Source organism: Flavobacterium sp. TC780 (assembly GCF_056783245.1).
Map to the genome: position 1 here is coordinate 1 of NZ_JBXBAV010000161.1, position 26,171 is coordinate 26,171.

Annotated in this window: 27 protein-coding genes and 2 pseudogenes; 14 read left to right on the forward strand and 15 right to left on the reverse strand. The window is 31.8% G+C overall.

Annotated features, from left to right (window positions below):
- Positions 1-191 precede the first annotated feature (191 nt).
- Both AC1RYN_RS17785 and AC1RYN_RS17790 read left to right on the forward strand, forming a co-directional pair.
- Entirely contained in the window at positions 192-1,037 is an 846-nt protein-coding gene (locus AC1RYN_RS17785) for a histidine kinase dimerization/phospho-acceptor domain-containing protein (RefSeq protein WP_481808014.1), read from the forward strand.
- Positions 994-1,200 carry a sensor histidine kinase gene (locus AC1RYN_RS17790; protein WP_481808015.1) on the forward strand — a complete coding sequence of 69 codons (207 nt, stop codon included), beginning with the start codon at positions 994-996 and terminating at the stop codon, positions 1,198-1,200. The genes AC1RYN_RS17785 and AC1RYN_RS17790 overlap by 44 nt, the downstream gene beginning before the upstream one ends.
- Positions 1,201-1,302: 102 nt before the next feature.
- On the opposite strand, the gene AC1RYN_RS17795 is transcribed toward AC1RYN_RS17790, so the two are convergent.
- The 10 genes from AC1RYN_RS17795 to AC1RYN_RS17840 all read right to left on the reverse strand — a co-directional run bounded on the left by AC1RYN_RS17795 (position 1,303) and on the right by AC1RYN_RS17840 (position 10,071).
- Complete coding sequence (locus AC1RYN_RS17795) at positions 1,303-1,686, reverse strand: YncE family protein (RefSeq protein ID WP_481808016.1); 384 nt, start codon at positions 1,684-1,686, stop codon at positions 1,303-1,305.
- Positions 1,687-1,734: 48 nt separating this feature from the next.
- On the reverse strand, positions 1,735-2,523 hold the full coding sequence (locus AC1RYN_RS17800) for a glycoside hydrolase family protein (protein ID WP_481808017.1): 789 nt from the start codon (positions 2,521-2,523) through the stop codon (positions 1,735-1,737).
- 406 nt (positions 2,524-2,929) lie between these two features.
- On the reverse strand, positions 2,930-3,415 hold the full coding sequence (locus tag AC1RYN_RS17805; protein WP_481808018.1) for a hemerythrin domain-containing protein: 486 nt from the start codon (positions 3,413-3,415) through the stop codon (positions 2,930-2,932).
- 125 nt (positions 3,416-3,540) lie between these two features.
- Complete coding sequence (locus tag AC1RYN_RS17810) at positions 3,541-4,725, reverse strand: porin (protein WP_481808019.1); 1,185 nt, start codon at positions 4,723-4,725, stop codon at positions 3,541-3,543.
- Positions 4,726-4,732: 7 nt separating this feature from the next.
- Entirely contained in the window at positions 4,733-6,073 is a 1,341-nt protein-coding gene (locus AC1RYN_RS17815) for an anaerobic C4-dicarboxylate transporter family protein (protein WP_264288327.1), read from the reverse strand.
- 413 nt (positions 6,074-6,486) lie between these two features.
- Positions 6,487-7,896, reverse strand: a complete 1,410-nt coding sequence (locus tag AC1RYN_RS17820) for an aspartate ammonia-lyase (protein WP_481808020.1) — start codon at positions 7,894-7,896, stop codon at positions 6,487-6,489.
- A gap of 14 nt (positions 7,897-7,910) precedes the next feature.
- The gene (locus AC1RYN_RS17825) at positions 7,911-8,216 is read right to left on the reverse strand and encodes a hypothetical protein (RefSeq protein ID WP_481808021.1); all 306 of its coding nucleotides are present in this window, start codon (positions 8,214-8,216) and stop codon (positions 7,911-7,913) included.
- A gap of 304 nt (positions 8,217-8,520) precedes the next feature.
- Positions 8,521-9,270 carry a YoaK family protein gene (locus tag AC1RYN_RS17830; RefSeq protein WP_481808022.1) on the reverse strand — a complete coding sequence of 250 codons (750 nt, stop codon included), beginning with the start codon at positions 9,268-9,270 and terminating at the stop codon, positions 8,521-8,523.
- Between the two features lie 121 nt (positions 9,271-9,391).
- Positions 9,392-9,787 carry a Crp/Fnr family transcriptional regulator gene (locus AC1RYN_RS17835; RefSeq protein WP_481808023.1) on the reverse strand — a complete coding sequence of 132 codons (396 nt, stop codon included), beginning with the start codon at positions 9,785-9,787 and terminating at the stop codon, positions 9,392-9,394.
- A 26-nt stretch (positions 9,788-9,813) separates the two neighbouring features.
- Positions 9,814-10,071, reverse strand: coding sequence for a cyclic nucleotide-binding domain-containing protein (locus AC1RYN_RS17840; RefSeq protein WP_481808024.1), 258 nt, complete (start codon positions 10,069-10,071; stop codon positions 9,814-9,816).
- 145 nt (positions 10,072-10,216) lie between these two features.
- Between AC1RYN_RS17840 and pckA the strand changes: the two genes are divergently transcribed.
- The 4 genes from pckA to AC1RYN_RS17860 all read left to right on the forward strand — a co-directional run bounded on the left by pckA (position 10,217) and on the right by AC1RYN_RS17860 (position 13,181).
- Positions 10,217-11,803, forward strand: coding sequence for a phosphoenolpyruvate carboxykinase (ATP) (pckA, locus tag AC1RYN_RS17845; RefSeq protein ID WP_481808025.1), 1,587 nt, complete (start codon positions 10,217-10,219; stop codon positions 11,801-11,803).
- A 183-nt stretch (positions 11,804-11,986) separates the two neighbouring features.
- Positions 11,987-12,358: a glycine cleavage system protein H gene (locus tag AC1RYN_RS17850; RefSeq protein WP_481808026.1), complete on the forward strand. Its 372-nt coding sequence runs from the start codon at positions 11,987-11,989 to the stop codon at positions 12,356-12,358.
- Positions 12,355-12,948: a methyltransferase domain-containing protein gene (locus tag AC1RYN_RS17855; protein WP_481808027.1), complete on the forward strand. Its 594-nt coding sequence runs from the start codon at positions 12,355-12,357 to the stop codon at positions 12,946-12,948. Before AC1RYN_RS17850 ends, AC1RYN_RS17855 begins: the two co-directional genes overlap by 4 nt.
- A 5-nt stretch (positions 12,949-12,953) precedes the next feature.
- Positions 12,954-13,181 carry a hypothetical protein gene (locus tag AC1RYN_RS17860; protein ID WP_481808028.1) on the forward strand — a complete coding sequence of 76 codons (228 nt, stop codon included), beginning with the start codon at positions 12,954-12,956 and terminating at the stop codon, positions 13,179-13,181.
- 465 nt (positions 13,182-13,646) lie between these two features.
- Here AC1RYN_RS17860 and AC1RYN_RS17865 read toward each other — a convergent pair whose 3' ends face one another.
- Both AC1RYN_RS17865 and icd read right to left on the reverse strand, forming a co-directional pair.
- Positions 13,647-14,045, reverse strand: coding sequence for a DUF983 domain-containing protein (locus AC1RYN_RS17865; protein ID WP_481808029.1), 399 nt, complete (start codon positions 14,043-14,045; stop codon positions 13,647-13,649).
- A complete protein-coding gene (icd, locus tag AC1RYN_RS17870; RefSeq protein ID WP_481808030.1) occupies positions 14,020-15,303 on the reverse strand; it encodes an NADP-dependent isocitrate dehydrogenase in 1,284 nt (427 codons plus the stop codon). The genes AC1RYN_RS17865 and icd overlap by 26 nt, the downstream gene beginning before the upstream one ends.
- A 144-nt stretch (positions 15,304-15,447) precedes the next feature.
- Between icd and AC1RYN_RS17875 the strand changes: the two genes are divergently transcribed.
- The 6 genes and pseudogenes from AC1RYN_RS17875 (at position 15,448) to AC1RYN_RS17900 (ending at position 21,635) form a co-directional block, all read left to right on the forward strand.
- A complete protein-coding gene (locus tag AC1RYN_RS17875; RefSeq protein WP_481808031.1) occupies positions 15,448-16,143 on the forward strand; it encodes a Crp/Fnr family transcriptional regulator in 696 nt (231 codons plus the stop codon).
- Positions 16,144-17,099: 956 nt separating this feature from the next.
- Positions 17,100-17,267: a hypothetical protein gene (locus tag AC1RYN_RS17880; protein ID WP_481808032.1), complete on the forward strand. Its 168-nt coding sequence runs from the start codon at positions 17,100-17,102 to the stop codon at positions 17,265-17,267.
- 143 nt (positions 17,268-17,410) lie between these two features.
- Positions 17,411-19,272 (forward strand): annotated as a pseudogene (locus tag AC1RYN_RS17885) (ABC-F family ATP-binding cassette domain-containing protein).
- A gap of 243 nt (positions 19,273-19,515) precedes the next feature.
- Entirely contained in the window at positions 19,516-20,541 is a 1,026-nt protein-coding gene (locus AC1RYN_RS17890; RefSeq protein WP_481808033.1) for a hypothetical protein, read from the forward strand.
- 38 nt (positions 20,542-20,579) lie between these two features.
- A complete protein-coding gene (locus AC1RYN_RS17895; protein WP_481808034.1) occupies positions 20,580-20,930 on the forward strand; it encodes an FKBP-type peptidyl-prolyl cis-trans isomerase in 351 nt (116 codons plus the stop codon).
- Between the two features lie 258 nt (positions 20,931-21,188).
- Positions 21,189-21,635 carry a GNAT family N-acetyltransferase gene (locus AC1RYN_RS17900; RefSeq protein ID WP_481808035.1) on the forward strand — a complete coding sequence of 149 codons (447 nt, stop codon included), beginning with the start codon at positions 21,189-21,191 and terminating at the stop codon, positions 21,633-21,635.
- 126 nt (positions 21,636-21,761) lie between these two features.
- On the opposite strand, the gene AC1RYN_RS17905 is transcribed toward AC1RYN_RS17900, so the two are convergent.
- Positions 21,762-23,312 (reverse strand): SDR family NAD(P)-dependent oxidoreductase, encoded by a 1,551-nt coding sequence (locus AC1RYN_RS17905; protein WP_481808041.1) that lies wholly within the window; start codon positions 23,310-23,312, stop codon positions 21,762-21,764.
- 285 nt (positions 23,313-23,597) lie between these two features.
- Between AC1RYN_RS17905 and AC1RYN_RS17910 the strand changes: the two genes are divergently transcribed.
- Positions 23,598-24,389, forward strand: coding sequence for an O-methyltransferase (locus tag AC1RYN_RS17910; RefSeq protein WP_481808036.1), 792 nt, complete (start codon positions 23,598-23,600; stop codon positions 24,387-24,389).
- Positions 24,390-24,465: 76 nt separating this feature from the next.
- On the opposite strand, the gene AC1RYN_RS17915 is transcribed toward AC1RYN_RS17910, so the two are convergent.
- Complete coding sequence (locus tag AC1RYN_RS17915; RefSeq protein ID WP_481808037.1) at positions 24,466-24,630, reverse strand: hypothetical protein; 165 nt, start codon at positions 24,628-24,630, stop codon at positions 24,466-24,468.
- 2 nt (positions 24,631-24,632) lie between these two features.
- A complete protein-coding gene (locus tag AC1RYN_RS17920) occupies positions 24,633-25,121 on the reverse strand; it encodes a hypothetical protein (protein ID WP_481808038.1) in 489 nt (162 codons plus the stop codon).
- Between the two features lie 434 nt (positions 25,122-25,555).
- Between AC1RYN_RS17920 and AC1RYN_RS17925 the strand changes: the two are divergent.
- A pseudogene (locus tag AC1RYN_RS17925) lies at positions 25,556-26,134 on the forward strand (ABC transporter ATP-binding protein).
- Positions 26,135-26,171 lie beyond the last annotated feature (37 nt).

The following is a 26,171-nucleotide window of genomic DNA, read 5'->3' on the forward strand; positions in this document are numbered from 1 at the left end:
AAGGTTAATACATGCTCCTGTTGTTAGGGAGGCAGCCTCAATAAAAACATACTTACTAAGATTGACAAAGAAAAAGTAATTCAAATTTTAGAAAAAAATGTCTTCCCATATATATCAGAGGGCGAACTTATAAGTGTAGATTTTAAAATAAATATTTCTGTAAAAAATATAGTGCTTAAGGATTTTTAACTATGAGTATAACACCATTTGTAAATTACGATTATGTTACATTAGATGCCTATGCAGGTGTTGTAACAGCAAGACGCAGCGAGTCTATAGAAAAAGGGATTATTGTAATGGAAGAAAATGAAGCCATTGGCATCCTAACTTCTTCTGATTTAGCCAAAAAACAACACTCCATTATTATAGATTGCCTCACCAAAAAACCTGTGGTTTACAAAACGGATAAGATTACTGATGTTCTTAATATCATGGACAGTAGTGGACAAAACGTCTTAATGGTATATGACAAAGAGACTTTTGTAGGTACAATTTCTCAAAATGACATCATATATCATTTAAATTCTAGCCTTAGCATCCAAAAACAAACAATGCAATGGGCTGCTCATGACCTAAAAAACCCGATTGCTTCTATAAGAATGATAAGCGACATGCTCCAAAACAATCTTAAACTTATAGAAAACAAACAGTTGGTAGACTATTTAAATCAAAGTTGTGACTTTGCTCTTAAAATTATCGAAGATGTCCTAACCACTGAGCAAGTCAGTGAAGAAGCTGCCTTCTATACCAACGAAGATTTTGATAGTCTAATTGAAGAATCCATTACTTATTTTTCTAAGGAACTGGAGCAAAAACAAATTACATTAGTAAAGAATCTTAATTTTGGTAAAATGATTAAGATTGACCGTCCAAAATTCGAACGAGTAATTCATAACTTGCTATCTAATAGTCTTAAATTTACATATGAAAATGGAGCTATTGATATCTCCACTTCTACTGAAAATAATAAACTAAAACTAGTTGTAAAAGACGATGGAATCTGGTATTCCAAAAAACTTACAAGAACATATATTTGATAAATTTACCCAAGCAAAACGTGTAGGAACAGCTGGTGAACACACAACTGGACTAGGTATGCATCTTACCAAACAAATTGTAGAACTACATGGTGGTACCATAAAAATGGAAAGTGACGGAAAATCAGGCACCTCCTTCTCTATCTTTTTAAATTTAACTTAAAAAAGAAAAACTAATTCTAAAGAAAAACTCCTGTAGTATTACAAGAGGTAATCTTAATATTGGGTACAATTTGTCTAAGATGTAAAAATACTTTGGGCTAATTTAGTGGTGCATATAATTTCCTGGTCCGTTTGTTCCTTCAATCGATTCAGGGAGCATTCCATAACGAGTGCGTAAATTGACTGTACCCAAGGTTTCGCCAGTATGAATATCGACTACGTTAATTGTTCCAGAATTTAAGTTAGGAAGATTCAGTAGGTTATTTTGTATCGCAACAACCTCTTTACCTGATTTGGTTTTGAAAAATGCCATATGATGTGCCCCTTTATCAGCATTGAGCGTTTTTAAAAGTTTGAGATGAGGAAGGTTACTTAAATCAAAGACCAATACTTTTCCTGCTTCTGCAAAACTCACATATAATTTACCATTCATATCTATATACATTTCAAGTGCCCAGCCTAATCCTTGTGATGATCCATCAAACACTTTAGTAAAAGCATTATATTTTCCTGTTAACTCATTATAAGGAGCAATCTAGATATCTCCCCCTAACATTGTCGTGGCAAGAGCATATTGTGGAAACTCTCCTCGTAATAATAAAACTTCCACAGGACTAGATAAATCATTTGAAGAGTCTGCAACTTGATAGGTTTCTTTTAATTCATATGTATTCATATCTAATAATGTGCAAGTGTTTCCAAATCCACTGGTTAGATCTAAATGAATTGTAGAAGACACCATCATTAGCCCTTTTTTTTCATCAATAGAAATTCCATGTGGGTACATTATAAATTTATTTGGATTAGTTTCAATCGGAGCTTTTATGGTTTTTATAAGTTGGTTATCAGCGTTAAAAACACCTATACTCCCGTCTTTTAAGCCTCCGCTCCCTCCCATAAACGTCACGAAATACCTTCCGTCACTAGTGAAAAATATGTTTTCGCCTACGGTGTTTTCGCTGTTAATATCTTTTGCACTAATTAATATAGGAGATCCATTGTGATCTTTATCAGTTTTTATCTGGTAAAGAAAGCTCCCCCCCAATGCAGTTGTGTAAAGTTTTTTGGCGTCATAGTTATAATAAATATGGTGTGGTAAAACTCCAATACCTAATTCCAGTTTGCTACTAATTGATCCAAAATCAGTCGATTCTGGATCGAGTTCTATTACGGCTATTCCGTCTTTACCTCCTTCAAGATTTCTGTAATCAATGAAAAATAAGGAACTATGAGGATGGTCCTGATTATCATTATCATTTTGGCAGCTAGTAAATAAAATAAAAATGATAATAAATAAAACTGATGGTTTGAATCTAGTCTTCATATTCTTTTAGTTTAGTTAATAGGTATTTTACTGCTAAATTAACATAATAAGTTGATTAAATGAATTTTACGAACATATATTATAAAATATCAAAAAGGAATGCGTTTCGAAAAATAAAAGTATAGAACAATATGTAAACACTTTTTATTTTTTGATATTGGAGTTGCTACATTCTGGCTCCATTTTAAGCATAGTTGTCGGATATTAATCATCTGTTTTCTCTCTTAACATCTGTACAGTTTAATTCCATTTTATATTCTTCTTGCAGATTCAAAATTTTTAAATTCCAAAACATTAAAAAACACTCCATTCTGTAAAAATGATAATTTAATTCTACATATGTTAGTTAGGTATTTAAATTGTTGGATTACTAATTTAGAAATGAACTTCGTAACTCACTAGTTCATCATTGCCAGAATATGTCATCCCATTCCTGATTATTAAATTCATGAAAAAGCACTTCTTCTTTTAATAAAATTTGATATGACGGAAAATTATTTCTAATTGCATTAAATATATTTTTCTCCTCGAAGCGTATTAATGTTTCCAGTTCATCTTCAATTCTACTTAATGATTTTTCGACTTCATTTTTTTTAATAAAATGCTTTGCCAATCTGCGATGCTGTATTAAAACTTTGTGTACAAATACATTTTCCATTCCTAAATTTGGAAAAATATGCTCCTTTTCTATTTGAAAATGTGGTACTAATTGATTGGTATAATGCCAATCTGCATAATTTTTAATTCTATTTGGATCAATATTTCGTTTAATACCCTTACGAATTATCGAACATAACTCTAATGATTGTATGTGGTCACGATGCAAAAAACTAAGTGCTTTTTCTACATTTATTTCATTCTCTTTATCGATTATGATGGTATTTGAATTCATTTTTTATTTAGTATTAGGATCTGAAATGCGAAAAATCAGAAAATATAGATATTATAAACCTGTTTGATACAAGATAAATAAAAACCACCCAAATTGAGTGGTTACTTAGAGAAATCTAAATTTAGTTACAAAACCAGTATTGGAGCAATAATTCCAAAGCTTAATCTCCCTGTATTTGCGTCTTTCAATCCATACGTTTTTTCAGCATACGAAGAGTAATCATATCTTCTGGCTATATAACCTAAATAAAATTTCAGGTTCAAATCTTTGAAAGGATAGTATTCAAGAGTCGGAATCAGACCATAGCTAGTAAACAATTTGTTGGATGCATTAACATCGGGATTACCATTCCAATAAGAATTGTGAGTCATAAGGGTTAAGACTAAGTTTACTTTTGGTTTAACTCTATACTCTGCTCTTAACCAATTTTCGACGTATACTACATCTTTTGATGCATCCTCACCCTTAACCAATTTTTGAACAATACCCCTACGATCTAAATCTTCTGTGCTATACTTAAAATCATAATACAACAATAATTTATTGCTTTTAAACTTATTTCCAAGAGCGATATAATTCATGCTTGTATTTTTGGCTTCATTAAAGAAACCATAGCTATAAGACGTTTCAAATTTCCCTCCAAAAAAGCTTCCTTGCCAATTACTTACAAATGCCAAAGCCGTTTTCGATTCTACTGTCCCATCTGGTATATTATTATCGTATTGTTCTTTTAAAATGTTTGTTCTTGAATCTAATATTTGAAACTTTAATGTGTTCTTGCCATCTCTTAACTTATGGGATATACCCGCACCAGTTAAATTGTGATCAGAGTTTTCCAAAATATCATTATACTCTAAAATATAAATTGCATTCATATCAAATTCATACCCTCCCAAATCAGCCAATAGTTTCCCCATAGAAAACTTGGTTCTAGGTGTAAAATCAATAAATAAAGCGGCAATATCTGTCGTTCTGTTTATATTATCCTGACTACCTATTTTAGGCGTTCTGGTGTATCTGTCACGAAATCTAAAACTCACTTTTTCATGAATCTTTCCTTTTATTTCAAGTCTGAATTGACTAACTGAAAACACTGATTTTGAATAATCCCCATTTTTAAATTCAGAATTAAATCCAAAACGAGTATTAAAAATAACATCTATATCTCTTAATAAAGATTGCTTGGACGTAGGAATTATAGACTGATACATCTCAAGGTTCTCGCTTTGTTCTTGCGCAAGAATACTAATTGGGATCAATAAAACAATGAAATAAAACACCCCCCTTTTTATATTACTTATAGTTTTCATAATTCTTTTATAAAATAATTGAACCGATCAAAAAACCAACCGCAACCGCAACAACAGTAGCAACAATACCAGGTAGATTAAAACTATGATTGATAACATATTTACCGATTTTTGTACTTCCGGTTCTGTCAAAACTGATAGCTGCTAATAATGTCGGATAACCCGGTAATACGAAGAAGCTATTTACTGTAGGAAAGGAAGCTATCAGAACTAAAGGAGAAAGCCCCAAAGCAATACCCAATGGTATCATCGTCTTAACAGCTGCTGCCTGGCTAAACATTATGATTCCTAAAAGAAATAAAGCTATAGCAAATGTCCAAGGATAAGCAGTAACAACACTACCCAAAGATTCTTTGATGATAACCGAATTATTTTCCATGAAAGTAGAAGCCATCCAGACTACTCCAAAAACGGATATAACTGCCGAGGCCATAGAACCGAATAAACTAACTTGGGTAACAGCAACTGCGCTAGTTTTTGTAATTAACATCATAGCTGCTGAAGCAGACAAAGTGATTAAACAAATAACTGTTACCATTGAAACAGTACCATCATCTTTTAGAACTAAATTTTTTGTTCCAGGTCCAAAATTGGGCAGTAAATCTGGAAAGGCTCCAGCAATTACAATTAGTAAAATTGCAACACTAAAAATCATAACCGCCGTTTTAGCTCCAGTTCTTACTTTTGTTCCATTGCCTTCTGTATTAGAATCAATACTTTTAGCAAACTCTAAATCTTTCATTTTCTCAATAAAAATGGGATCCTGATTTAATTCTAGTCCTTTTTTTCTAATAACAAAACAAGCAACTAATGTCCCAACAAGACCTGCTGGAATAGCAATCATCATAACATCAAAAAGAGCTCCCGGGTAACCTAATAATACTACCAGAGCAGCTGTACATGCACTAATAGGACTTCCTGTTAAAGCTAAGTGTGAAGCAATTACCGATATACTAAGAGGGCGTTCAGGGCGTATTCTTTTCTTTGTAGCAACTTCTGAAATGATGGGTAATATAGAATACACTATATGAGAAGTCCCTGCAAATAAACACAAAAAATAAGTAGCAAAAGGGGCAATAAAAGTAACATTTGAAGGGTTATTTCGAATTACTTTTTCCGCTAAACTTACCAAGTAATCTAAACCTCCTGATGCTTGAAGGGTTGCTGCTGTTGTTACAATAGCAATAATAATTAACATAACGTCCATAGGTGGCTCCGTTGGTTTCATATGAAACCCTAGTACGAAAATCACTAATCCGAAAATCCCCATTACACCGAGACCTATACCTTTCATTCGTGATCCGATAAGAATCGCGATTAAAAGGATTGAAAATTCTATCCAGAACATAATAATTGTTTTAAATTGATTTGATTTAGTCCACAATTATACCAGGAGGTACCTAAAAGCAGGACTCCTTCCAATTATAATTGAATACTATTTCTAAAAATATTTTTGAATCTTTGTTCTATCAGCTATTTTCAAAAAAGGAAACAGCAATAAAACGCTATCATTTGAGGATTAAGATTATCCCCAACAATAAAAAAAGGGTAGTTGTTATCTTCATTAAGTAAAGTAAACCACTTGAATCTGTTGTATTTGAGTTTTATACAACAATATCTTTTCTGGATGTGTTCCAAGTGAATTACTTACAGAAGCATTAATACAACAGACTGTCAAGCCATTACAAACTATTCTTTTATCATTTTCGTTTGCTACTATCTTAACGATAAGATGGCAGGAGTCTGAACATTCATAACTATTTATGAATTTATGAATTTTGGGTTTATCAAATTTTCTAATGAATAAATTTCATCCCATTTCTCTTGAGTGATTTCCTTACGTTCCACTACTACAATCTGATGTATGCTTTTGTTTGTTTTAAGTGCTTCTCCAGCAATACCTGCACATACTTCATATCCAAGAATTGGATTCAATTGTGTAACAATTCCAATACTATTCATTACCATATTAAAACAATGATCCGTATTTGCTGTAATTCCTACAATACATTTATCAACTAATGTTTCGATTGCATTACCCAAATAGTCTAATGACGTAAACATCGCAAAAGCAATAACAGGTTCCATAACATTTAATTGTAACTGACCTGCTGAAGCTGCCAACGTCACTGTTAAATCTTCACCAATAACATAAAAACAAGTCTGGTTTACTACTTCTGGAATTACTGGATTTACTTTTCCTGGCATAATTGAAGATCCCGGTTGACGGGCTGGTAAATTAATTTCATTAAATCCTGTTCTTGGACCTGAACTTAACAAACGTAAATCATTACAAATTTTAGTGATTTTAACTGCAGTTCTTTTTAAAGTACCCATGATTTGAACATACGCACCTGTATCAACTGTCGCTTCAATTAAATCTGGAGACAATGTTAGAGGAATACCTACTTCTTTCACTAAATAATCCACACAAATTTCTGGATAACCTTCTGGAGCATTTACTTTAGTTCCAATAGCAGTAGCTCCCATATTAATTTCTAACAATAAACTTTGCGCCTCTTTTAATCTCTTAATATCTTCTCCAATTGTAGTTGCATAGGCATGAAACTCTTGCCCCAAAGTCATAGGAACTGCATCTTGCAATTGTGTACGTCCCATTTTTAATACATTTTTAAACTCTACTCCTTTTTCAGAAAAAGCAACTTCTAAACCGCTTAAAATAGCAATAAAGTGGTCCATCTTTAGATAAAGTGCAATTCTAAATGCTGATGGATAAGCATCGTTCGTTGACTGAGAACAGTTTACATGATTATTTGGATGTAGGAAATCATACTCTCCTTTTTTATGACCTAAATATTCCAGACCAATGTTTGCGATTACTTCGTTTGCATTCATGTTTACTGAAGTTCCAGCTCCACCTTGAATCAAATCACTGACAAATTCCTGATCAAATTTACCTGCAATAAGCTGGTCACTTCCATAACAAATTGCTTCGGTAATTTTTGCATCTAAAACTCCACAATCTTTATTTGCTAATGCAGCAGCTTTTTTTACATATCCTAAAGCTTTTATAAATAAGGGCTCTTTTGAAATTGAGATACCTGTAATATTAAAATTTTCTACGGCTCTAAAAGTCTGAATACCGTAATATAAATGATTCGGAATTTCTAATTCACCTAAAAAATCATGTTCTTTTCTTGTAGTTTTCATAATAAAATTAATTTCTAATTATCTAATAAATTGTTATAAGTATTTCTAAATACTTTATCGAAAGGATTATTACTAAATTCTGCAAAGCTTGCAAGCATATTTACTGAGGAGTAATCATTATTCTGATGTAAATGTGCGCTTGCTATGATGGTAAAAGGATGATAATTATCATAACGATTCAGTTTATTTAAAAAAAAATAATTGCAAATTTTATTTGAACGTATTAGTGACCTGTTTGTTTTTGTAATTGTAGTTACTCTCATTAGGTTTGTACCATCTATACCATAAGCTAAGATGCCTTGGGCAACTGCTGATTCCAATTATAAGAAGCAACTGTTTGCAAAAATAACTTTAAACAAGTGTAAGATTTATGCTATAATCTATTTTACAGGTTTCAAGTACGGATTCAAAAACCTGAAATTTTATGCGATACTTTCGTATTGCAAAAAATCCCCTTTAGATTCTAAGTATGATTTAAGATATGGAGTCTATCGCATTTTTTTATTAAAACATGATTAAATTGGCAATAGTATAAAGTTTTTCAGCTAAAGAAGAAACGCCTTAAATATAGTATTTTAAGACTAAATACAATTCTTAGATACGATAAGATCCTCCAAGCAGTTTTTACATATTATCTGATGAAATATTCACTACTCGCCTATACTTTCTCTTCAATAACACCAGATTAAACCTGACCCTGTCATATATCAATCCTAATAACAAAGCTGCTACTCCGATAAACAATACATGTAATCCAATATTAGAATAAAAAACTCCACCAATAATTCCTCCAATAAAAAAGAAACTGATGATAGTGCCTCGCAATTTTATTGAAATAAATAACTTTTTTCTAAAGCTCCGTTCCCGATAAAAAAACAATTGGGACAATTCAATTCCTAGATCAGTAAAAAGTCCTGTTAAATGGGTTGTTCGAACTGTTGCATTAGAAATTTTTGTTACGAGTGAATTTTGTAAACCCATTGCAAAAAGTAAAATATAGGCTATAAAGTCGGGATTTCCATTAATTAAATTTTTTCCAAAAATAGCAACCCAAAATAAAATAATACTTTCAATTGCTGTTGGAACGATATAACTGTATTTTTCATTTCTTCGTAAAAGAAATTCTACAAGTAAACTGGAAAAAAAAGATCCGAGGAAAAAGAAGAATATATATAAAAAATATGTAAGTCCTTGTTTGAAATTAAGCTTAAAAACTTCGTCTACAAAAAAAGCAAAATGCCCCGTTACATTTGTAGTTAACTTTTGAACTGCCAAGAATCCAGCCACATTCACTAGTCCTGCCACAAAGGATAATAGAGAAGCTATTTTAAGATTATGTCTTAAATTCCTTTTGGTTCCCTGATGTTTGAACATGGTATAGATTTAAGTTTGGATAATCTCATTTTTTGAAATCAATCAATTATCTAGAATAGATTTTTTGTAATGAAACCTTCTAATGTTTGCAAATTTGGGAGGCTCACTATAAGTTAATAGGTTAAAAGTTGGCTATATAAACCAAGTGTTTAAAGTTAATCAGCTGTATCTTGCGGCCTTCCATCCAAATAAGATTCTCTTCTTTAAAATCATGAAGAACCCGTGCCAATGTTTCATTTACCGTACCTACCATATTTGCCAAATCTCCTCGAGAAAGCGTAATAAAAACATCTTTTTCATCATCGCTCATTTTATATTTATCATGTAAGATTAGCAAACTAAGAGCTACCCGTTCTCTTACTGTTCGCTGGGATAAGACAGCCATCAAATTTGCCATCACACTAAATTCATGACTTAGGCATTTTAAAAGTAATCGTGAAAATACTGCAGACTTATCAAGAACATCGAAAAAATCATCCTTTGAGATAAATGAAATTATTGCATTTTCTATAACCACAGTAGTATCTCCGTAAGATTCTTCACTTAGAATAGCAGAGTAACCAAAAAATTCTCCAGAGTTGTAGATGTATATAATTTGCTCTCTCCATCATTATCTACTTTGTATTTTTTTACTTTCCCAAATTCTACAAAAAAAATACCTGTTGGTAAGGTTCCTTCAGTAAAAACAGCTTCATTTTTACGATACTTTTTACTTTGCATTACTTTTTCGAGCATTTCCTTGTCACCCTTAGGAAGCTCATTTAAAAGATATTGATTATTGAAGATGAATTTTGAAATCATAATTAATTCCAAAGTTACGCTATTTTTCCTCTTCGCTTTTCATTCTTGATTTTAATCAAGTTTTAGCCTATTCTTAGTCATTTTTATGTCTTTCTTGCCAACGTATTTTTACATCAGCAATGAACCTTTATTGCAATATTAAATTATGAAAAATACAGAACAACTAAAGAATATTGGTATCAAATCAAATAAAGAAAACTTCTGGAATTTATCTGAGCTTAAATTAATAACGCATACTGCAAAGAAAAAACAAGGGGTTATAACTAGTTCAGGAGCATTAGCCTGTGATACAGGCGAATTTACCGGTCGCTCTCCTAAGGATAAATATATTGTAAAGGACGAAAAAACTAAAGATTCCGTTTGGTGGGGGGAAGTAAATCATCCGTTTTTGCCAGAAGATTTTGACAAACTGTACAATCGTGTTACAGCTCATCTCTCTAATAGAGCCATTTATGTTAAAGATGTTTATGCATGTGCTAAAAAAGAATATCAATTAAATATAAAAGTGATTACTGATAATCCTTGGCAAAGTCTGTTTGTTAATAATCTTTTTTTAAGACCTACAGCAAAAGAACTGAAAACTTTCCAACACGAATGGTTGATACTAGTTGCTCCCGAATTTAAAGCAGATCCTAAAATTGATAAGACCAGACAACATAATTTTACTATTATAAACTTCACAAAAAAAGTGATTCTTATTGGAGGCAGTGCATATACAGGCGAGATTAAAAAGGGAATTTTTACGGTTCTAAATTACATTCTTCCTCACGAAAAAAACGCACTATCAATGCATTGTTCTGCCAATATTGGCAAAGATGGTGATACTTCTGTATTTTTTGGTTTGTCTGGTACTGGCAAAACAACCCTATCTGCAGATCCATTAAGAAAATTAATCGGTGACGATGAACATGGATGGGATAATGTAAGTGTTTTTAATTTTGAAGGTGGCTGCTATGCTAAATGCGTGAACCTAAGTAAAGAAAAAGAACCTCAAATTTTTTCAGCAGTGCGTTTCGGGACTCTACTTGAGAATGTACGATTCTTTGAAGGAAGTGATATCGTTGATTATGATAATATTTCAGTCACTGAAAATACCAGGGCAGCCTATCCAATTCATTTTATTGATAACGCCATGAATCCCTCTATTGGTGGCATCCCAAAAAATATTTTCTTTCTTACTTGTGATGCTTTTGGAGTATTACCTCCTATTTCAAAACTAACTGTCGGGCAAGCAATGTATCACTTTATTTCAGGTTATACTGCCAAGGTAGCAGGAACCGAAGCGGGGGTTACTGAACCACAAACTACATTTTCGGCTTGTTTTGGAAAACCTTTTTTACCCCTACACCCAACTAAATATGCTGAATTATTAGGAAAAAAACTCAAAGAAAACAATGTTACTGTTTGGCTCATCAACACAGGATGGTCGGCTGGTGCTTATGGAGTTGGAGAACGAATTAAACTTTCTTATACTAGAGCTATGATAACTGCTGTTCTTGAAGGTAAACTGGATAAAGCTGACTATCTACAGCATCCTATATTTAAATTACAAATGCCTTCACAATGTGAGGGTGTACCATCGGAAATATTGAACCCAAAGAATACCTGGCATAATAAATCTGCCTATGATACAAAGGCACAAAATCTTGCTGCGCAATTTATACAGAACTTTAAAGCTTTTGAATCGTATGCCAACCAGGAGATAATGGGTGGTGCACCAACTATTATATAATATAAAAAGGATCTTAGCATCATCACCTTATCTGCAATACTACAATGCCCTGAATGTTCCTCTAAATACAGAAAGAAATATAACACTTCTAAAGCAAAATTTTAACAACAAATAAGTGTTCGCTATAAATCCTTAAAAAACTACAATTATTAAAACTCCATTCATTTAAAAATACTCATTACTATGTTTATTCCTAGAAGTTTGCATTACACCAAAAACCATTTGTGGTTGAGGAAAATTGGACTGTATGATTTTTATATTGGTATAACTGATTTTGCTCAAAAAGAAATTGGAAAAATTGATGTTGTTGAAATAGAACTATCAAGTAATACCATTAAAAAAGAGAAAATATGGGGTCGCATTTATGGAACAAATCAAACTTTTGAACTTAGAGCTCCTTGTCAATGTATCGTTTCAGTAATAACAACCATTATAGATAAAGATGCCTCTAAAATCAATAGTGATCCATACAACTATTGGCTCATACGAGTTTCGTTCGATTACTCCACTAACCTGTTTCTGAGTAGTCAGGAATACATAGAACTAATTCAATGATTTTTAAATTCCTCAGATTAAATATAGATATTAAAGACAGTGCGTTTAATGCGCTGTATCCAGCTCATATAAAAAGACTTTCTGCCAGTCAATGGACCCCAGTAGCAATAGCAAAAATGGCTGCGGATTATTTGGCAAATAAACCCAATAAACGGGTACTTGATATTGGTTCTGGAGCCGGGAAATTTTGTTTGATTGGGGCCGCTACCACTAACGGAAGGTTTTATGGAGTTGAACAGAGAAAACCGTTAGTAGTATTATCAAAAAAAATTGCAGCAAAACATCATATAGAAAATGTGGAATTTATCCATTCTAATATAACCCAAATTTCATTTACAGAATATGATTCTTTTTATTTTTATAATTCTTTTTTTGAAAATATTAGTACACTAAATCCAATTGACAATTCCATACCTGTAGCTAAGAGTTTGTACTACTTATATTCTGATTATGTGAAAACCCAACTCGAGAAAGTCCCTTTAGGTACGAGACTTGTTACTTACTATAGTTTATGGGATGAAATTCCAGAAAGTTTCGACTTAGAATACACAGCCTTATGTGGAATACTTAACTTTTGGATAAAAAAATAATCCCTATGAAAGATAATATTTCCTTGCAAAAAATTAAAGAAGCATTGCTCCTAAAAGGAGTTTTAAAATTAAAAATAATTGGATTAACCAAAGTTACCTCTGAAAATATTCTCTCTAATGAATTATACCGATTGTACTTTATCAGATTTCTTGAAGACAAAACAATTTTTAGAACTGATCTGGAAATTCAAGCTATAATTGAATTTAAAAAAAGCTTATCCCTAAAGGAATGATTCTTTTGCGATTGATACCAACTGCTGTATATACTCTCGAGGATGTTGAAAAAACTATAACAGTGTTTAAAAAGATCTAAACTAATCCTCAATACAGTACTATATAAACTGCTGGAAAAAGCAATAGTTTAAATCTTAAATTCCATTTGATTAAATTAATAGCGGCTCGTAAGATTGTATTCTCTTTTCAGAGAATAACTTGAAAATAGAAATTAAATAATCTATTTAACTAGGTAAGTCTTCTAACTATCTATTTAAAAAACGGAGAAACTTTAAAGATAACCATAAAATTCTCCGTTTTATTTTTATTTTAATTTCTAAATATTTGCTTACCATCATACTTTGTTATTTTTGATTACTACACAAACGGTAATACATTCTATTTGATCTACTGTTTTAATCAATCGTTTTTTTACAATCTTTCAAATTTTCATCTTGTGTAACTTACCCGCTAAATCTTGATTCTTAAATAGTACCATCTCTTTTGCCTCCTTGAACATAATTAATAGTTAAATGGATTAAAATAGCTCTGGATATTCGCATTATTGGGATTTGCAGTAAAAAGCATAAAATCACCAGGATTGGTAGCAACATTTTAAAAGGAATATCATAGTTCTCATTTAAATATAATCCCAAAAATAATAAGGGTACAAAAACAATCAATACTATTGGATAACTAATCCACAAAGCAGCAGAATAAAAGCCTGGTTCAATTTTAAAATCCTGATTACAGTGTGGACAGTTTTGTGGCATGTCAAGAATTCTATTAAATACAAAAAGTCCAGAGTTGGTAAATAAATTCCCCTTATAACATCTGGGGCACTTGAGTTTAAAGATATTATATAGTTTTATTCTTGTGTCCATCGACTTTCTTCATATTATCCACAACAGCTTGACCAAATTCTGAGCACTTAAGTAAGGTAGCACCTTGCATCAAACGCTCAAAATCATAAGTAACTGTTTTTTTATTTATAGCTCCTTTAATCCCTTTTAGGATGAGATCTGCCGCTTCTTGCCAACCAAGGTATTCCAACATCATTACTCCAGAAAGAATTTCAGAGGAAGGATTTACTTTGTCCAAATCTTTATATTTAGGAGCAGTTCCATGTGTAGCTTCAAATATCGAAACTCCAGTTGTGTAATTAATATTTGCCCCTCGTGCAATTCCAATCCCACCTACTATTGCTGCCAAAGCATCCGAAATATAATCTCCGTTAAGATTTAGTGTGGCAATCACATCATATTGCTCGGGTCTTAATATGATTTGTTGCAAAAAAGCATCGGCTATTACATCTTTTACAATCACTTTATTACCATACTTTTCAATAACTTGCCAAGGTCCTCCTTCATAATCTTTGGCTCCAAATTCATCTTTTGCCAATTGATACCCCCACTCTTTAAATTTACCTTCAGTAAATTTCATGATGTTCCCTTTGTGTACTATCGTTACAGAACTTTTTTTATTTTCTACGGCATATTTAAGAGCAGCTCTAATAAGTCGTTCAGACCCTTCTTTTGAAACTGGTTTTATTCCTATCGAAACTGTGTTTGGAAATCGAATGGCCTTAACTCCCATCTCTTTAATCAAAAAATCCTTAACCATATTTAATTCTGGCGTACCTGCCATCCATTCAATGCCTGCATAAATATCTTCTGTATTTTCTCTAAAAATAATCATATCCACTTTTTCAGGTGCTTTTACTGGAGAAGGAACACCAGTATACCACTTTACAGGTCTCACACATGCATATAAGTCAAGTTTTTGTCGTAACGCAACATTAAGAGATCGCATGCCTCCACCAACTGGTGTGGTTAACGGACCTTTTATGGCCACCAAAAACTCCTTAATATCCTCAATTGTTGCTTCAGGCAACCAATTTCCGGTTTTTTCAAAAGCTTTTTCTCCTGCATAAACTTCTTTCCATTGAATTTTTCTCTTACCATCGTAAGCTTTCTGTACCGCTGCATCAAAAACTAGTTTTGAAGCTTTCCAAATATCCGACCCTATACCATCTCCTTCAATGAAAGGAATTATAGGATGGGAAGGAACAACTAATCTTCCGTTTTGAATACTTATTTTATTTTCATTTATCATTTTGCAAATTTTTTGAAAAAAGTTCAATGCAGACTTTCTTTGATTTAACTTTATTTTCGTTATTTCACCTCCTGTATTTTCTTCTTTTCTTTTCAGAAAGAAGAAATCTAACAGTTACGCAAATATATAACATTTGTTATATATTTTATTAATTAATGTTATATTTGTTTTATGAAAGATTTCTTTTTCAAATTTGATTTCCAAAGTAATCTGCTTTTTGAAAACCTGACTGAGTCAGAAAAACAAGCAGTTAAAAATGTTATGGAACCCCTTAACGTAAAAAAAGGAAGCATGCTTTTTTACGAAGGAGGTATTCCTACTGGAATCTATCAAATAAAGAGTGGTAAGGCTAAAAAATTTAAACGTGGTTTTACTGGTGATGAACAAATATTTTATATTTACACATCTGATGATGTACTGGGATATCACGCCTTGCTTGGACAAGAAAGATATCAGGATTCCTGTGAAGCACTCGAAGATTTAAAAGTAAATTTTATAGCTAAGGAAGATTTTTTAAAATTACTCCAAGAAATCCCTACTTTACAACAAAAGGTTATTAAGAATATTAGTCATGAATTTGGAGTTCTGGCAAACATTATTACAGTATTGGCACAAAAGAATCAAAATGCGCGATTGGCACTATTTTTACTATTGTTGGAAAATAGATTCAATCGAAATTCACTAACTGTCAAAGGTATTGACTTAACACGTGATGACTTAGCCAATCTTATTGGGACATCACAAGAAAGTCTGGGTAGAAGCCTCAAACAATTTAAAGAACAGGGCGCTATTATTATAGATAAAAGAAATATCTATATAAAAGACAGAGGGCAATTAGAACAATTACTACAAGTAAAAATTGAGTAATTCAGATAACTATTAAAGCTTTTTTATTCTAAATTATAATGATCATCATTTTTCATATTAAACTTCAACGTACATTACAAACTGATAAATTATTCCCAAACCAATCACTTATACACTCTTAAAGAATTAAGAACAAGTTCTTATCAAAAATACAGTCCAAATTTCTATTAAAAAATCTTAAAACCAAACTTAAGATAGAAGCCAAAAGCTATTAAATAAATTATAGCTTAACTTTAATTGTGCTTTTTTTTAAGCTAGTACTAAAAGAAATAATTGATAGCGCATTTACAAATGACTATTTTTTAAGTCTATAAAAACCCATAACTGTCAGATATAAAAGTATAGATTCTAGAATCTACTCCTACTAATTACACAAAACATCAAATAAAAATGGCTACTTTGAGTTTTGTGGCAGAACCGTAGCATAGGGTATTTTCAAAACAAGACACCTAATAAAATCAAGGTCTAAGAAGCCTAATTTTGAATCGTTAAACCTGCATCAAAATACAAAAAACTTCTTTTTCTATCAAATACATTTTATACATTTGTTTCAACTACTGGGCAAATATCTTCTTCTAAAAAATGTATTTCAAATTATCTAATACCTTTCCAACTCTATCAAAGAATTTCATTCAGACTAAGACAATAATCTTGAAAAAGCTTTACAGCAAATACCATTAAAAGAATTATTAAATAAAAACGGAAATGAACATCGAGTGCATATTGCTATATATTTTGCATTACTATAATTCAGAACAGATAAGGATTTTATCAATCCTACTTGAAAACATAGCTACAAAATCATGAAAATCACTATAATTTCTTCTTCTAAAACTTTCTCCGAATGTACGCATCAACTAAATTAATATGGGTATATTAAGTTCGTACCAACTCTTAATAGAAAACAAAAGGATACCATTTATTTTCTCTCTTGGGAGTCTAAAACAAAAATAAGTATGGAACAATATGCAAATACTAAAGAAGCAATGGGGATTTTAGGCATAAGAAGTCAAACCATTATTGGAAAATATGAAACAGACGAGAAGATTAAAGTGTATAGATCCTTCAATAACAAAAAAAGATATAAAGTAAGTGAATTACTAAAAATTCAGTCTAAAAAATAGTTGTGAAGCTATCTTTTTTTTGTTTGACACAAAAAGCTATCTTTGCGCCGTCTGTATTTTCCTCTACTTAAAATTAGAGACCCAATTAGAGACCTCTTTGTTTTTTAAAAACGTAAAAGCTTTATTTTAAGCATATTAATATAATGAATTATCTATCAGTCGAAAATATATCCAAGTCATTTGGTGAAAGAACCTTGTTTGACAACATCTCTTTTGGAATCAATAAGGACCAAAAAATTGCTTTCATTGCCAAAAATGGCTCTGGAAAAACAACTATTATGAGTATTATCAATGGTTTAGAAGAACCAGATACAGGTCAAGTAGTTTTAAGAAAAGGAATCAGAATGGCTTTTCTTTCGCAGAATAATAACTTACAAGAGGAACTTACTATCGAAGAAAGCATATTTGCTTCTGATAATGAAACTCTAAAAGTTATTGAAGCCTACGAAAAAGCATTAGAAAATCCTGAAGATGAAGAAGCATATCAAAAAGCTTTTGACGGAATGGATCAACACAATGCTTGGGATTTCGAAACACAATACAAGCAAATTCTATTTAAACTAAAACTAGAAAACTTTAAACTAAAAGTAAAAAGTCTTTCTGGAGGTCAGAAAAAACGTTTATCATTAGCAATTATACTTATTAACCGTCCTGATTTATTAATTCTGGATGAGCCTACCAATCACTTAGATCTTGAAATGATCGAATGGTTAGAGAGTTATTTTGCTAAAGAAAATATTACCCTTTTCATGGTAACACACGACCGTTTCTTCTTGGAGCGTGTTTGTAATGAAATCATAGAATTAGACAACGGTAAATTATATCAATACAAAGGAAATTACTCATATTACTTAGAGAAAAAAGAAGAGCGAATTGCTTCTGAAAACTCAAGTGTAGATAAAGCACAAAACTTATTCGTAAAAGAATTAGAATGGATGCGTCGCCAGCCAAAAGCGAGAACAACAAAATCTAAATCTCGTCAGGATGACTTTTATGTAATTAAAGAAAAAGCACAAAGTCGCCGTCGCGAAAATAAAGTCGAGCTTGAAATTAATATGGAACGTATGGGAAGCAAGATTATTGAGCTTCACAAAATTTCTAAAAAATTCAAGGATCACGTTATCTTAGATAATTTCAGTTTTGATTTTCAACGCGGAGAACGTATCGGGATTATTGGTAAAAATGGAACTGGAAAATCAACTTTCCTTAATTTATTAACGGGGACACTTCCTCTAGATTCAGGAAAAGTCGTTGTTGGAGAAACAATAAAAATAGGATATTATACTCAAAGCGGGATCAATCCAAAACCAGGACAACGCGTAATTGATGTTATCAAAGAATATGGAGAATATATTCCGTTGATGAAAGGAAAGATTATTTCGGCTTCACAATTATTAGAGCGTTTCCTTTTTGACGCCAAAAAACAATACGATTTTGTAGATAGATTAAGTGGTGGAGAATTAAAACGTTTATATTTATGTACCGTTTTAATTCGAGATCCTAACTTCCTTATCCTGATGAGCCTACAAACGATTTAGATATTGTAACATTAAACGTTCTTGAGAGTTTCCTTTTGGATTATCCAGGATGTTTATTAGTAGTTTCTCACGATAGATACTTTATGGATAAAATTGTGGATCACTTATTCATTTTTAGAGGACAAGGTGTCGTTGAGGATTTTCCTGGAAACTACTCCGATTTTAGAGCATATGAAGATAGTGCCGATGTAGCTCAAAAAGAAGAAAACAAAGCAGAAAAGAAAGATTGGAAACAAAACAATCCAACTGGAAACCTAACTTTCAATGAGCAAAAAGAATATCAAAAACTAGAAAGAGAAATCAAAGATTTAGAGATAGATAAAACTAAAATTGAGCAATTATTCTCTGACGGAAAAGTAGCCGATGCCGACATTGAGAAAAAAGCCAATGAGTTGCAAAATATCATTAACAAAATAGATCAAAAAGAAGAACGCTGGTTTGAACTTTCTGCTAAGATTGAAGGGTAGATTCAGTTAACTCCGAAGTCGAATAAAACAAGATTTTATATTATATACTACCTCAATATTTTTAGCAAAAACACTAAAAATATTGAGGTTCTTTATTGGCTTAAAGCCAATAAAAAATTAACAAGAAATAATGTTAAAACAAAAGTCATTTTAATTATTTACAATAGTAAATTCCTATTTTAGCACAAGCAAAAAGAAAAACTAATATCTTAAATAATAGAGAACAACACTTTATAATATAAAATGGAATCAAAAAATAAGGTCTTAAAACTAAGCATAATTATAGGTTTTGCAATAGCAGTTATTGTTGTGCTCTTTTTTTTAATCAAAAATGATTCTCCTAAAAAAATCATCTCAAATATAACGCAACCAAGCACTCCCAAAGAAATAGCTGTAACTTCTGAAGAAATATCCGAAACCGAATTAAATCTCTTTTTTCAAGTCTTCATAAAAGCATTTAATAGTAATAATGAAAAAGAGATAAACAAGTTCATTGATAAAAAAGATGGTTTAGTCGAATTTCTTTATGACGGACCATATCCTATAATAATTTTTACAACTAAAATGGATTACATAGAATGGTTTGAATCTAAAATCCATACAAACATTTTTCCCGAAAAATTCCCAACATATTTAGGAGATACCCAATTTGAGAAAACAGGATTTTTTTATGAAAAATATGAAAATAAATTCAAACTTTCCGATTTTGACAATGGTTATGTAAACCTTTCGGATAGCGTTTTCAAATCCCATAATGCTTTAGAAAAAAACTGTAATTACAGAGCATTAGCCATGGATGTTAGAGGAAACCGAATTTACAATTTCTATTTTGCGATTACAAAAGAGAAAAAAAACCTCGTAGGATTATCTTATGACTATACAGACGACGCTGCTTATAGTGACCCGAAAACAGATTTCATTTCTTTTGATTCCAAAAAAGATATCGAAAACTACATTACAAAACATCAAAAATTTTGTGATTCTGGAAATGAATCATACCTGGATTTTAACAAAAAAGAATTTACCTACTGGGACTTTAAAGATAAGCCCTTCGTATTTAAAAATTATGAAATTGGAGATATAGAAATACAATCTAAAAAATTAAAAACTCGAAAAATCATTTTCCATAATGCAGATGCAAATGAAGAATACAATAATGACTTCACAATGACATTGTCCAACAAAGGAACATTTTTAGTTATGCCTATGGGAGCCAGACCTTCTTATGAATATATCATTTGTAATAAGTCAAAAAAAATAAAAGACTAAAATTATACTATATTTACGCCTTTAAAAAATCACTTTACATGAAACACTTTATACCTGCACTATTAGCTTTAACACTTTTTATTTCTTGTGCTAAAAACAAAAAAACCGAAAATACTGATGTTGCTGTTGACAATGTTGCCAAAAATGAGCAACAAATCAAAGATTATGTAGCTAAAAATAAATTAGACGCTCATAGAACTGAATCTGGTTTGTATTATGTAATTAACGAACCAGGAACTGGAGCGCAGCCAACCCCAACCTCTAACGTAACGGTAGCCTACAAAGGTTCTTTTATCGATGGAAAAGTATTTGATGAAAGTAGTGACGGAATTTCTTTTGGCTTAGACCAAGTTATAAAAGGATGGACAGAAGGTATTCCTTATATTTAAAACTGGAGGCACTGGTATTCTTTTAGTTCCTGCTCATTTAGGATATGGAGATAATGATTACAATACCATTCCTGAGGTTCGGTACTTGTTTTTGAGATTAAATTAATTTCTATAAACTAAACTACTGCCTCACTGTTTATTTATTAAACCTTGAAAAGAATACTAAAAGTCTAACTTTAATTAAATAACAAAACCACAACAAAAATCTAATTCTGTTGTGGTTTTATTTTATAAAATAACTATTCTAAAAAACACAAAATGAGCTTTAAAATACAACCTTATAATGATAAATTTAAAGAACAGGTTATTCTTGTCTGGGAAAATTCTGTTCGTGCCACACATGATTTCCTTGTTACATCTGACATTGATTATTATAAAAAAATCGTATCGTCTATCGATTTTAACTCTTTTCCCGTTTTTTGCCTGACAGAAGCTGATACGGTTCTTGGTTTTATTGGTATTGCAGAGAATAAAATAGAAATGTTATTCTTAGCTCCAGAGTATATAGGAAAAGGACTTGGCAAAACATTGATAAATTTTGCCATCAATGAGCTCGGTGTTAACAAAGTTGATGTTAATGAACAAAATCATAATGCGGTTAATTTTTACTCCAAATTTGGTTTTACACCATACGACAGAACCGATAAAGATGATGAAGGAAAGGATTATCCAATTTTAAAAATGAAACTGGATATCAAGAAATAACTAATTGTAATTTAGACAGTATTATTTATCCAAACAAAAAAAGCCACAACAAAATTTAATTCTGTTGTGGCTTTTTTCATTATGAGGTAAAAAAACTGAAACTGTAACCGAGACTGAAAACTAATTCTACCAAGGAATCGGGTTATAGTCTTTCAAGAATTTACCACACCAATGCTTTCCTGTATTAATTCCGTCGAACAAAGGATCCATAACTCTTGCAGCACCATCTACAATATCTAATGGTGGCTGAAAATCTTCTAATTCTTGTTTCTTTTTGGCCAATTCAGCAGGATCTTCATCGGTTACCCAGCCCGTATCAACAGCATTCATAAAAATTCCATGTTTTGCTAATGTTCCCGATGAAGTATGCGTTAACATATTCAAGGCAGCTTTCGCCATATTGGTATGTGGGTGACGGTCTTCTTTAAAAAAGCGATGAAACTTCCCTTCCATTGCCGAAACATTTATAATGTGTTTTTGTCCTGTGTTGTCTTTCTTCATTACTTCAGAAAGGCGGTTGCATAAAACAAAAGGCGCTACCGAATTTACTAATTGAACCTCAATCATCTCAGTTGTTTCTATTTGTCCCAATCTTAAACGCCAACTATTTGTTTTACGTAAATCAACCTGTTGTAAATCGGCATCGAGTTCCCCTTCTGGAAAAACCTCATTTGCTACAAGGGCATTATCAAAAGAATAAGGAATCTGAGATAATTTAGCCGAAGCACGCAATCCTATTCCTGGCTCTGGTCCATGCCAGGTTACAGGCATATTCTGATTAGAAGAAACTCCTGATGTTAATACTTTTAGCTCATCCAAACAATTGGTATGATCAAGCAATAATTCTTGTGCTTGTTTAGGTAAAGAACTTATAGCAAGCTCTTCGTTTTCCATTAAATGGGTATAAAATCCCGCTGGACGTCTTACGGTTTGCGCAGCATTATTGATAAGAATATCTAATCGTTCGTACTTTTGCTCAATAAAATTGCAAAAAATCTCCACACTAGGAATATGTCGTAAATCTAATCCGTGAATTTTTAAGCGATGCCCCCATTCCATAAAATCTTCTTCTTTAGAAAATCGCAATGCAGAATCAACAGGGAAACGAGTTGTTGCAATAACAGTTGCTCCACCACGCAAAAGCATCAAAGTAATATGATACCCAATCTTTAAACGAGAACCAGTTATAACAGCAACTTGTCCTTTTACATCAGCCGTTTGAAAACGTTTGGCATAATTAAAATCCCCACAATCAGTACACATTGTATCATAAAAGTGATGCATTTTGGTAAAACCTGTTTTACATACGTAACAATTTCTAGGTGTTTCTAACTCCAATTGTTCTTTGTGAGCAAGATCATTATAAGCCAATAACTTTGGTGCAACAAATATACTTGCTTCACGAGCATATCGAATTTCAGTTTCTTTACGAGCCGTTTTATCCTTCTTTTCCTTTTTACGCTTAACAGCTTCCTTACCATCCTTAATTCTTCGAGAAAACTCATCTCTATCTGGTCTGGAGAACATACCCGCTTCTTTAAGCAGAGCAATTCTTTGCTCTCTGGGAATATCAAATATTTGATCTGTATCGGTATTTAATTGTGCCAAAACAGCAATACATCGGTCTATTTCTTCCGAAGTTATTGTATTCTTAATTTCTATTTCTTCCTTCGTCATCATAAAAAATGCATATTATTAGCTCAATTTTAAAAGCCCGCAAATATAGCTTTTTTAGAGTCTGAAAGTCGAAAGTAGTAAAGTCATAAAGCATAAGAGATTAAAGATTTCTGATTTGATATTGGCAAATAATTCAGATTGTCTATTTTTCGAGATTTCACTCATCAGAGATCAAAACCTTAAATCATTCTATCAACTTCTTCTTAATTAAGAGACCTTCAACTTTCAAACTTTACGACTCTCGACTATTCTTAGTATCTTCGCGCCTACTTTGTAAAAGTCATTATGTTATTTCAAATAAAATCATATCTCAAATTCCTTTGGAAATCTAAAAACGAACACGCAGTACACTCTCCTTTTGTGTTTAATTTACTAACGAAATGTTTTTATGATAAGAAAGCAAAACCAGAATATGCCATTTTAAATGCTTATCGAAAATCATTTTCACAAAACAAAAACACAATCGAAGTAACTGATTTTGGTGCAGGATCTAGAGTTTTTAAAAGTAATACCAGACAAATTTCTAAGATTACCAAAACAGCTGGAATTTCACCTAAAAGAACTAAATTACTATTCCGAATTACAGCTTACTTTAAACCTAATTCTATTCTAGAAATCGGAACATCATTAGGATTAGCCACTTCTGCCCTAGCCTTGGGAAACCCAAAAGCTACAGTTACAACACTCGAAGGTTGCCCAGAAACAGCAAGACAAGCTCAATTACAATTACAAAATTTTAATTGTGCTAATGTAGAATCGATTGTTACAGAATTTGAAAGTTACTTTAAAAGTCTCCAATTGGGACTAAAAACTGAAACTAAAAACTATGATCTCATTTACTTTGATGGAAATCATTCTAAAAAAGCAACTTTAGATTATTTTGAGCTTTTACTTTCCACAATTTCTAATGATACTGTTTGGATCTTTGATGATATTCATTGGTCTCCAGAAATGGAAGAAGCCTGGAAAATAATAAAAAAACACCCCAAAGTAAAAGTTACCATCGATACATACCAATGGGGATTTGTGTTTTTTAGATATGAACAAGAAAAAGAACATTTTATAATTAGGGTATAAAAAAATGACAGCCATTACTGACTGTCATTTCTGCTCAAAATTCAAAATTTAACCTAATATAAAATACTTAATTAACTTACTTTTTTGCATCAGCAGTTTCTTCTGATTTTGCTCCCATTCTATTTAAGGTATACATTGGTGCAAATTTCAATTTCAACCCAGCAATTTTTCTATTATCTTCAGACGTAAGTCCTTCTTTTTCAACCGTATTTTTACGACTATCAAGAGCCTCATACATCATTTTTATTTCATCCCAATCTCTTGAGAATAACTGTCTTTGTTGTTTTCGACAGTATGTACAAATTGTTGATACACACTATGAATATTTTTGGCATTCACCCAATCAAAATTCATATCATTCCCTAATTTGCCTTCCCCAAATAACGCATCTCGTCTTTTTTGCTTTGCATCTGGAACTGGCGCTGTAAGGGCAGTAAGTTCAGCCTTAAAAGCTTCATATTTTGATTTACTAGCTTCTATTCTTTCTTGATCTTTTCCATTTTCTTTAATGTCAGCCAAAGCCATTTCTGCTTTTTCTGCTCGTGCTGCATATTCATTCTCAATTGTGTTCCAATTGGTTTTAGCATCTTCTGCAGTCACATTTTTTATTGAATCTACATATACAACGTAGGAGTCAATAGTTTTTTCAGCTTGCGCTGCTTTTTCATCTTTACATGAAGTAAATCCCATGGCAACAAATGCTAGTCCGAATAATAATTGTGTATTTTTCATAATTCTGATTTGTTAATATTATTCATCAAATATAATGTAATTTTTGAATAAAAATCAATATTTCTTAAAATATTATGATTTCTATTAAATTAAAATTATAAAAATTAACCAAATATGATAATTATGTAAATTAAAAAAGTAATTATATAAGACACTTTATCTGTTTTGCAGTTTGCGCCTTAAAAAACAATCTTACTACCTTGCAAACAATACATAAGTGTAACAAAAATGTATTTTAAACTACTTATGATTAATTCAAAAGTGTTTTGTACTTTTTAAAATCTAAAAAGTAAATCAACAATCATAAACTCCAATGGCAAATCCATTAATTAAAATAACCAATATTAAACGAAATTTTGTGCTTGGAAACGAAATTGTTTAGTGCTTGGCAAGCTATCGATTTAGAGATAAATAAAGGAGAATATGTTGCCTTAATGGGACCATCGGGTTCAGGAAAATCAACATTAATGAACTTATTAGGATGCTTAGACACACCTACATCTGGAAGTTATATCTTAAACGGAAAGATGTTAGCCAGATGAAAGATGATGAATTAGCAGGAATTAGAAATAAAGAAATAGGCTTTGTTTTCCAGACATTTAATCTTTTACCAAGAACTACTGCACTAGATAATGTTGCTTTACCAATGATTTAATGCTGGACACTCTAAATCAGAACGAATTGTTCGCGCTACTGAGGTACTGAAACAAGTAAACCTCGAAGACAGAATGGATCACCAGCCCAATCAGCTTTCAGGAGGACAACGACAACGTGTGGCAATTGCAAGAGCATTAGTCAACAAACCATCGATTATTCTGGCTGATGAACCAACTGGAAATTTAGATAGTAAAACCTCTGTCGAAATCATGAAACTATTTAGTGATATTCATGCCAATGGTAATACTGTCATTCTAGTAACACATGAAGAAGACATTGCTGCCTACGCACACCGTGTCATTCGCTTGCGCGATGGCCTTATCGAAAGCGACACAATAACTACAAAACAATTTTAGAGTAAGAATTTTAAAAGTCTCAGGTTTCAAGTTGCAG

Coding starts and splice junctions, on each gene's coding strand:
- AC1RYN_RS17910 (WP_481808036.1), top strand. CDS start 23,598: ATGTTATTTCAAATAAAATCATATCTCAAATTCCTTTGGAAATCTAAA.
- AC1RYN_RS17895 (WP_481808034.1), top strand. CDS start 20,580: ATGAAACACTTTATACCTGCACTATTAGCTTTAACACTTTTTATTTCT.
- AC1RYN_RS17915 (WP_481808037.1), bottom strand. CDS start 24,630: ATGATGTATGAGGCTCTTGATAGTCGTAAAAATACGGTTGAAAAAGAA.
- AC1RYN_RS17880 (WP_481808032.1), top strand. CDS start 17,100: ATGGAACAATATGCAAATACTAAAGAAGCAATGGGGATTTTAGGCATA.
- AC1RYN_RS17860 (WP_481808028.1), top strand. CDS start 12,954: ATGAAAGATAATATTTCCTTGCAAAAAATTAAAGAAGCATTGCTCCTA.
- AC1RYN_RS17855 (WP_481808027.1), top strand. CDS start 12,355: ATGATTTTTAAATTCCTCAGATTAAATATAGATATTAAAGACAGTGCG.
- AC1RYN_RS17805 (WP_481808018.1), bottom strand. CDS start 3,415: ATGAATTCAAATACCATCATAATCGATAAAGAGAATGAAATAAATGTA.
- AC1RYN_RS17875 (WP_481808031.1), top strand. CDS start 15,448: ATGAAAGATTTCTTTTTCAAATTTGATTTCCAAAGTAATCTGCTTTTT.
- AC1RYN_RS17840 (WP_481808024.1), bottom strand. CDS start 10,071: ATGATTTCAAAATTCATCTTCAATAATCAATATCTTTTAAATGAGCTT.
- AC1RYN_RS17865 (WP_481808029.1), bottom strand. CDS start 14,045: ATGGACACAAGAATAAAACTATATAATATCTTTAAACTCAAGTGCCCC.
- AC1RYN_RS17830 (WP_481808022.1), bottom strand. CDS start 9,270: ATGTTCAAACATCAGGGAACCAAAAGGAATTTAAGACATAATCTTAAA.
- AC1RYN_RS17785 (WP_481808014.1), top strand. CDS start 192: ATGAGTATAACACCATTTGTAAATTACGATTATGTTACATTAGATGCC.
- AC1RYN_RS17810 (WP_481808019.1), bottom strand. CDS start 4,725: ATGAAAACTATAAGTAATATAAAAAGGGGGGTGTTTTATTTCATTGTT.
- AC1RYN_RS17800 (WP_481808017.1), bottom strand. CDS start 2,523: ATGAAGACTAGATTCAAACCATCAGTTTTATTTATTATCATTTTTATT.
- AC1RYN_RS17900 (WP_481808035.1), top strand. CDS start 21,189: ATGAGCTTTAAAATACAACCTTATAATGATAAATTTAAAGAACAGGTT.
- AC1RYN_RS17920 (WP_481808038.1), bottom strand. CDS start 25,121: ATGAAAAATACACAATTATTATTCGGACTAGCATTTGTTGCCATGGGA.
- AC1RYN_RS17790 (WP_481808015.1), top strand. CDS start 994: ATGGAATCTGGTATTCCAAAAAACTTACAAGAACATATATTTGATAAA.
- AC1RYN_RS17815 (WP_264288327.1), bottom strand. CDS start 6,073: ATGTTCTGGATAGAATTTTCAATCCTTTTAATCGCGATTCTTATCGGA.
- pckA (WP_481808025.1), top strand. CDS start 10,217: ATGAAAAATACAGAACAACTAAAGAATATTGGTATCAAATCAAATAAA.
- AC1RYN_RS17905 (WP_481808041.1), bottom strand. CDS start 23,312: ATGACGAAGGAAGAAATAGAAATTAAGAATACAATAACTTCGGAAGAA.
- AC1RYN_RS17890 (WP_481808033.1), top strand. CDS start 19,516: ATGGAATCAAAAAATAAGGTCTTAAAACTAAGCATAATTATAGGTTTT.
- AC1RYN_RS17850 (WP_481808026.1), top strand. CDS start 11,987: ATGTTTATTCCTAGAAGTTTGCATTACACCAAAAACCATTTGTGGTTG.
- AC1RYN_RS17820 (WP_481808020.1), bottom strand. CDS start 7,896: ATGAAAACTACAAGAAAAGAACATGATTTTTTAGGTGAATTAGAAATT.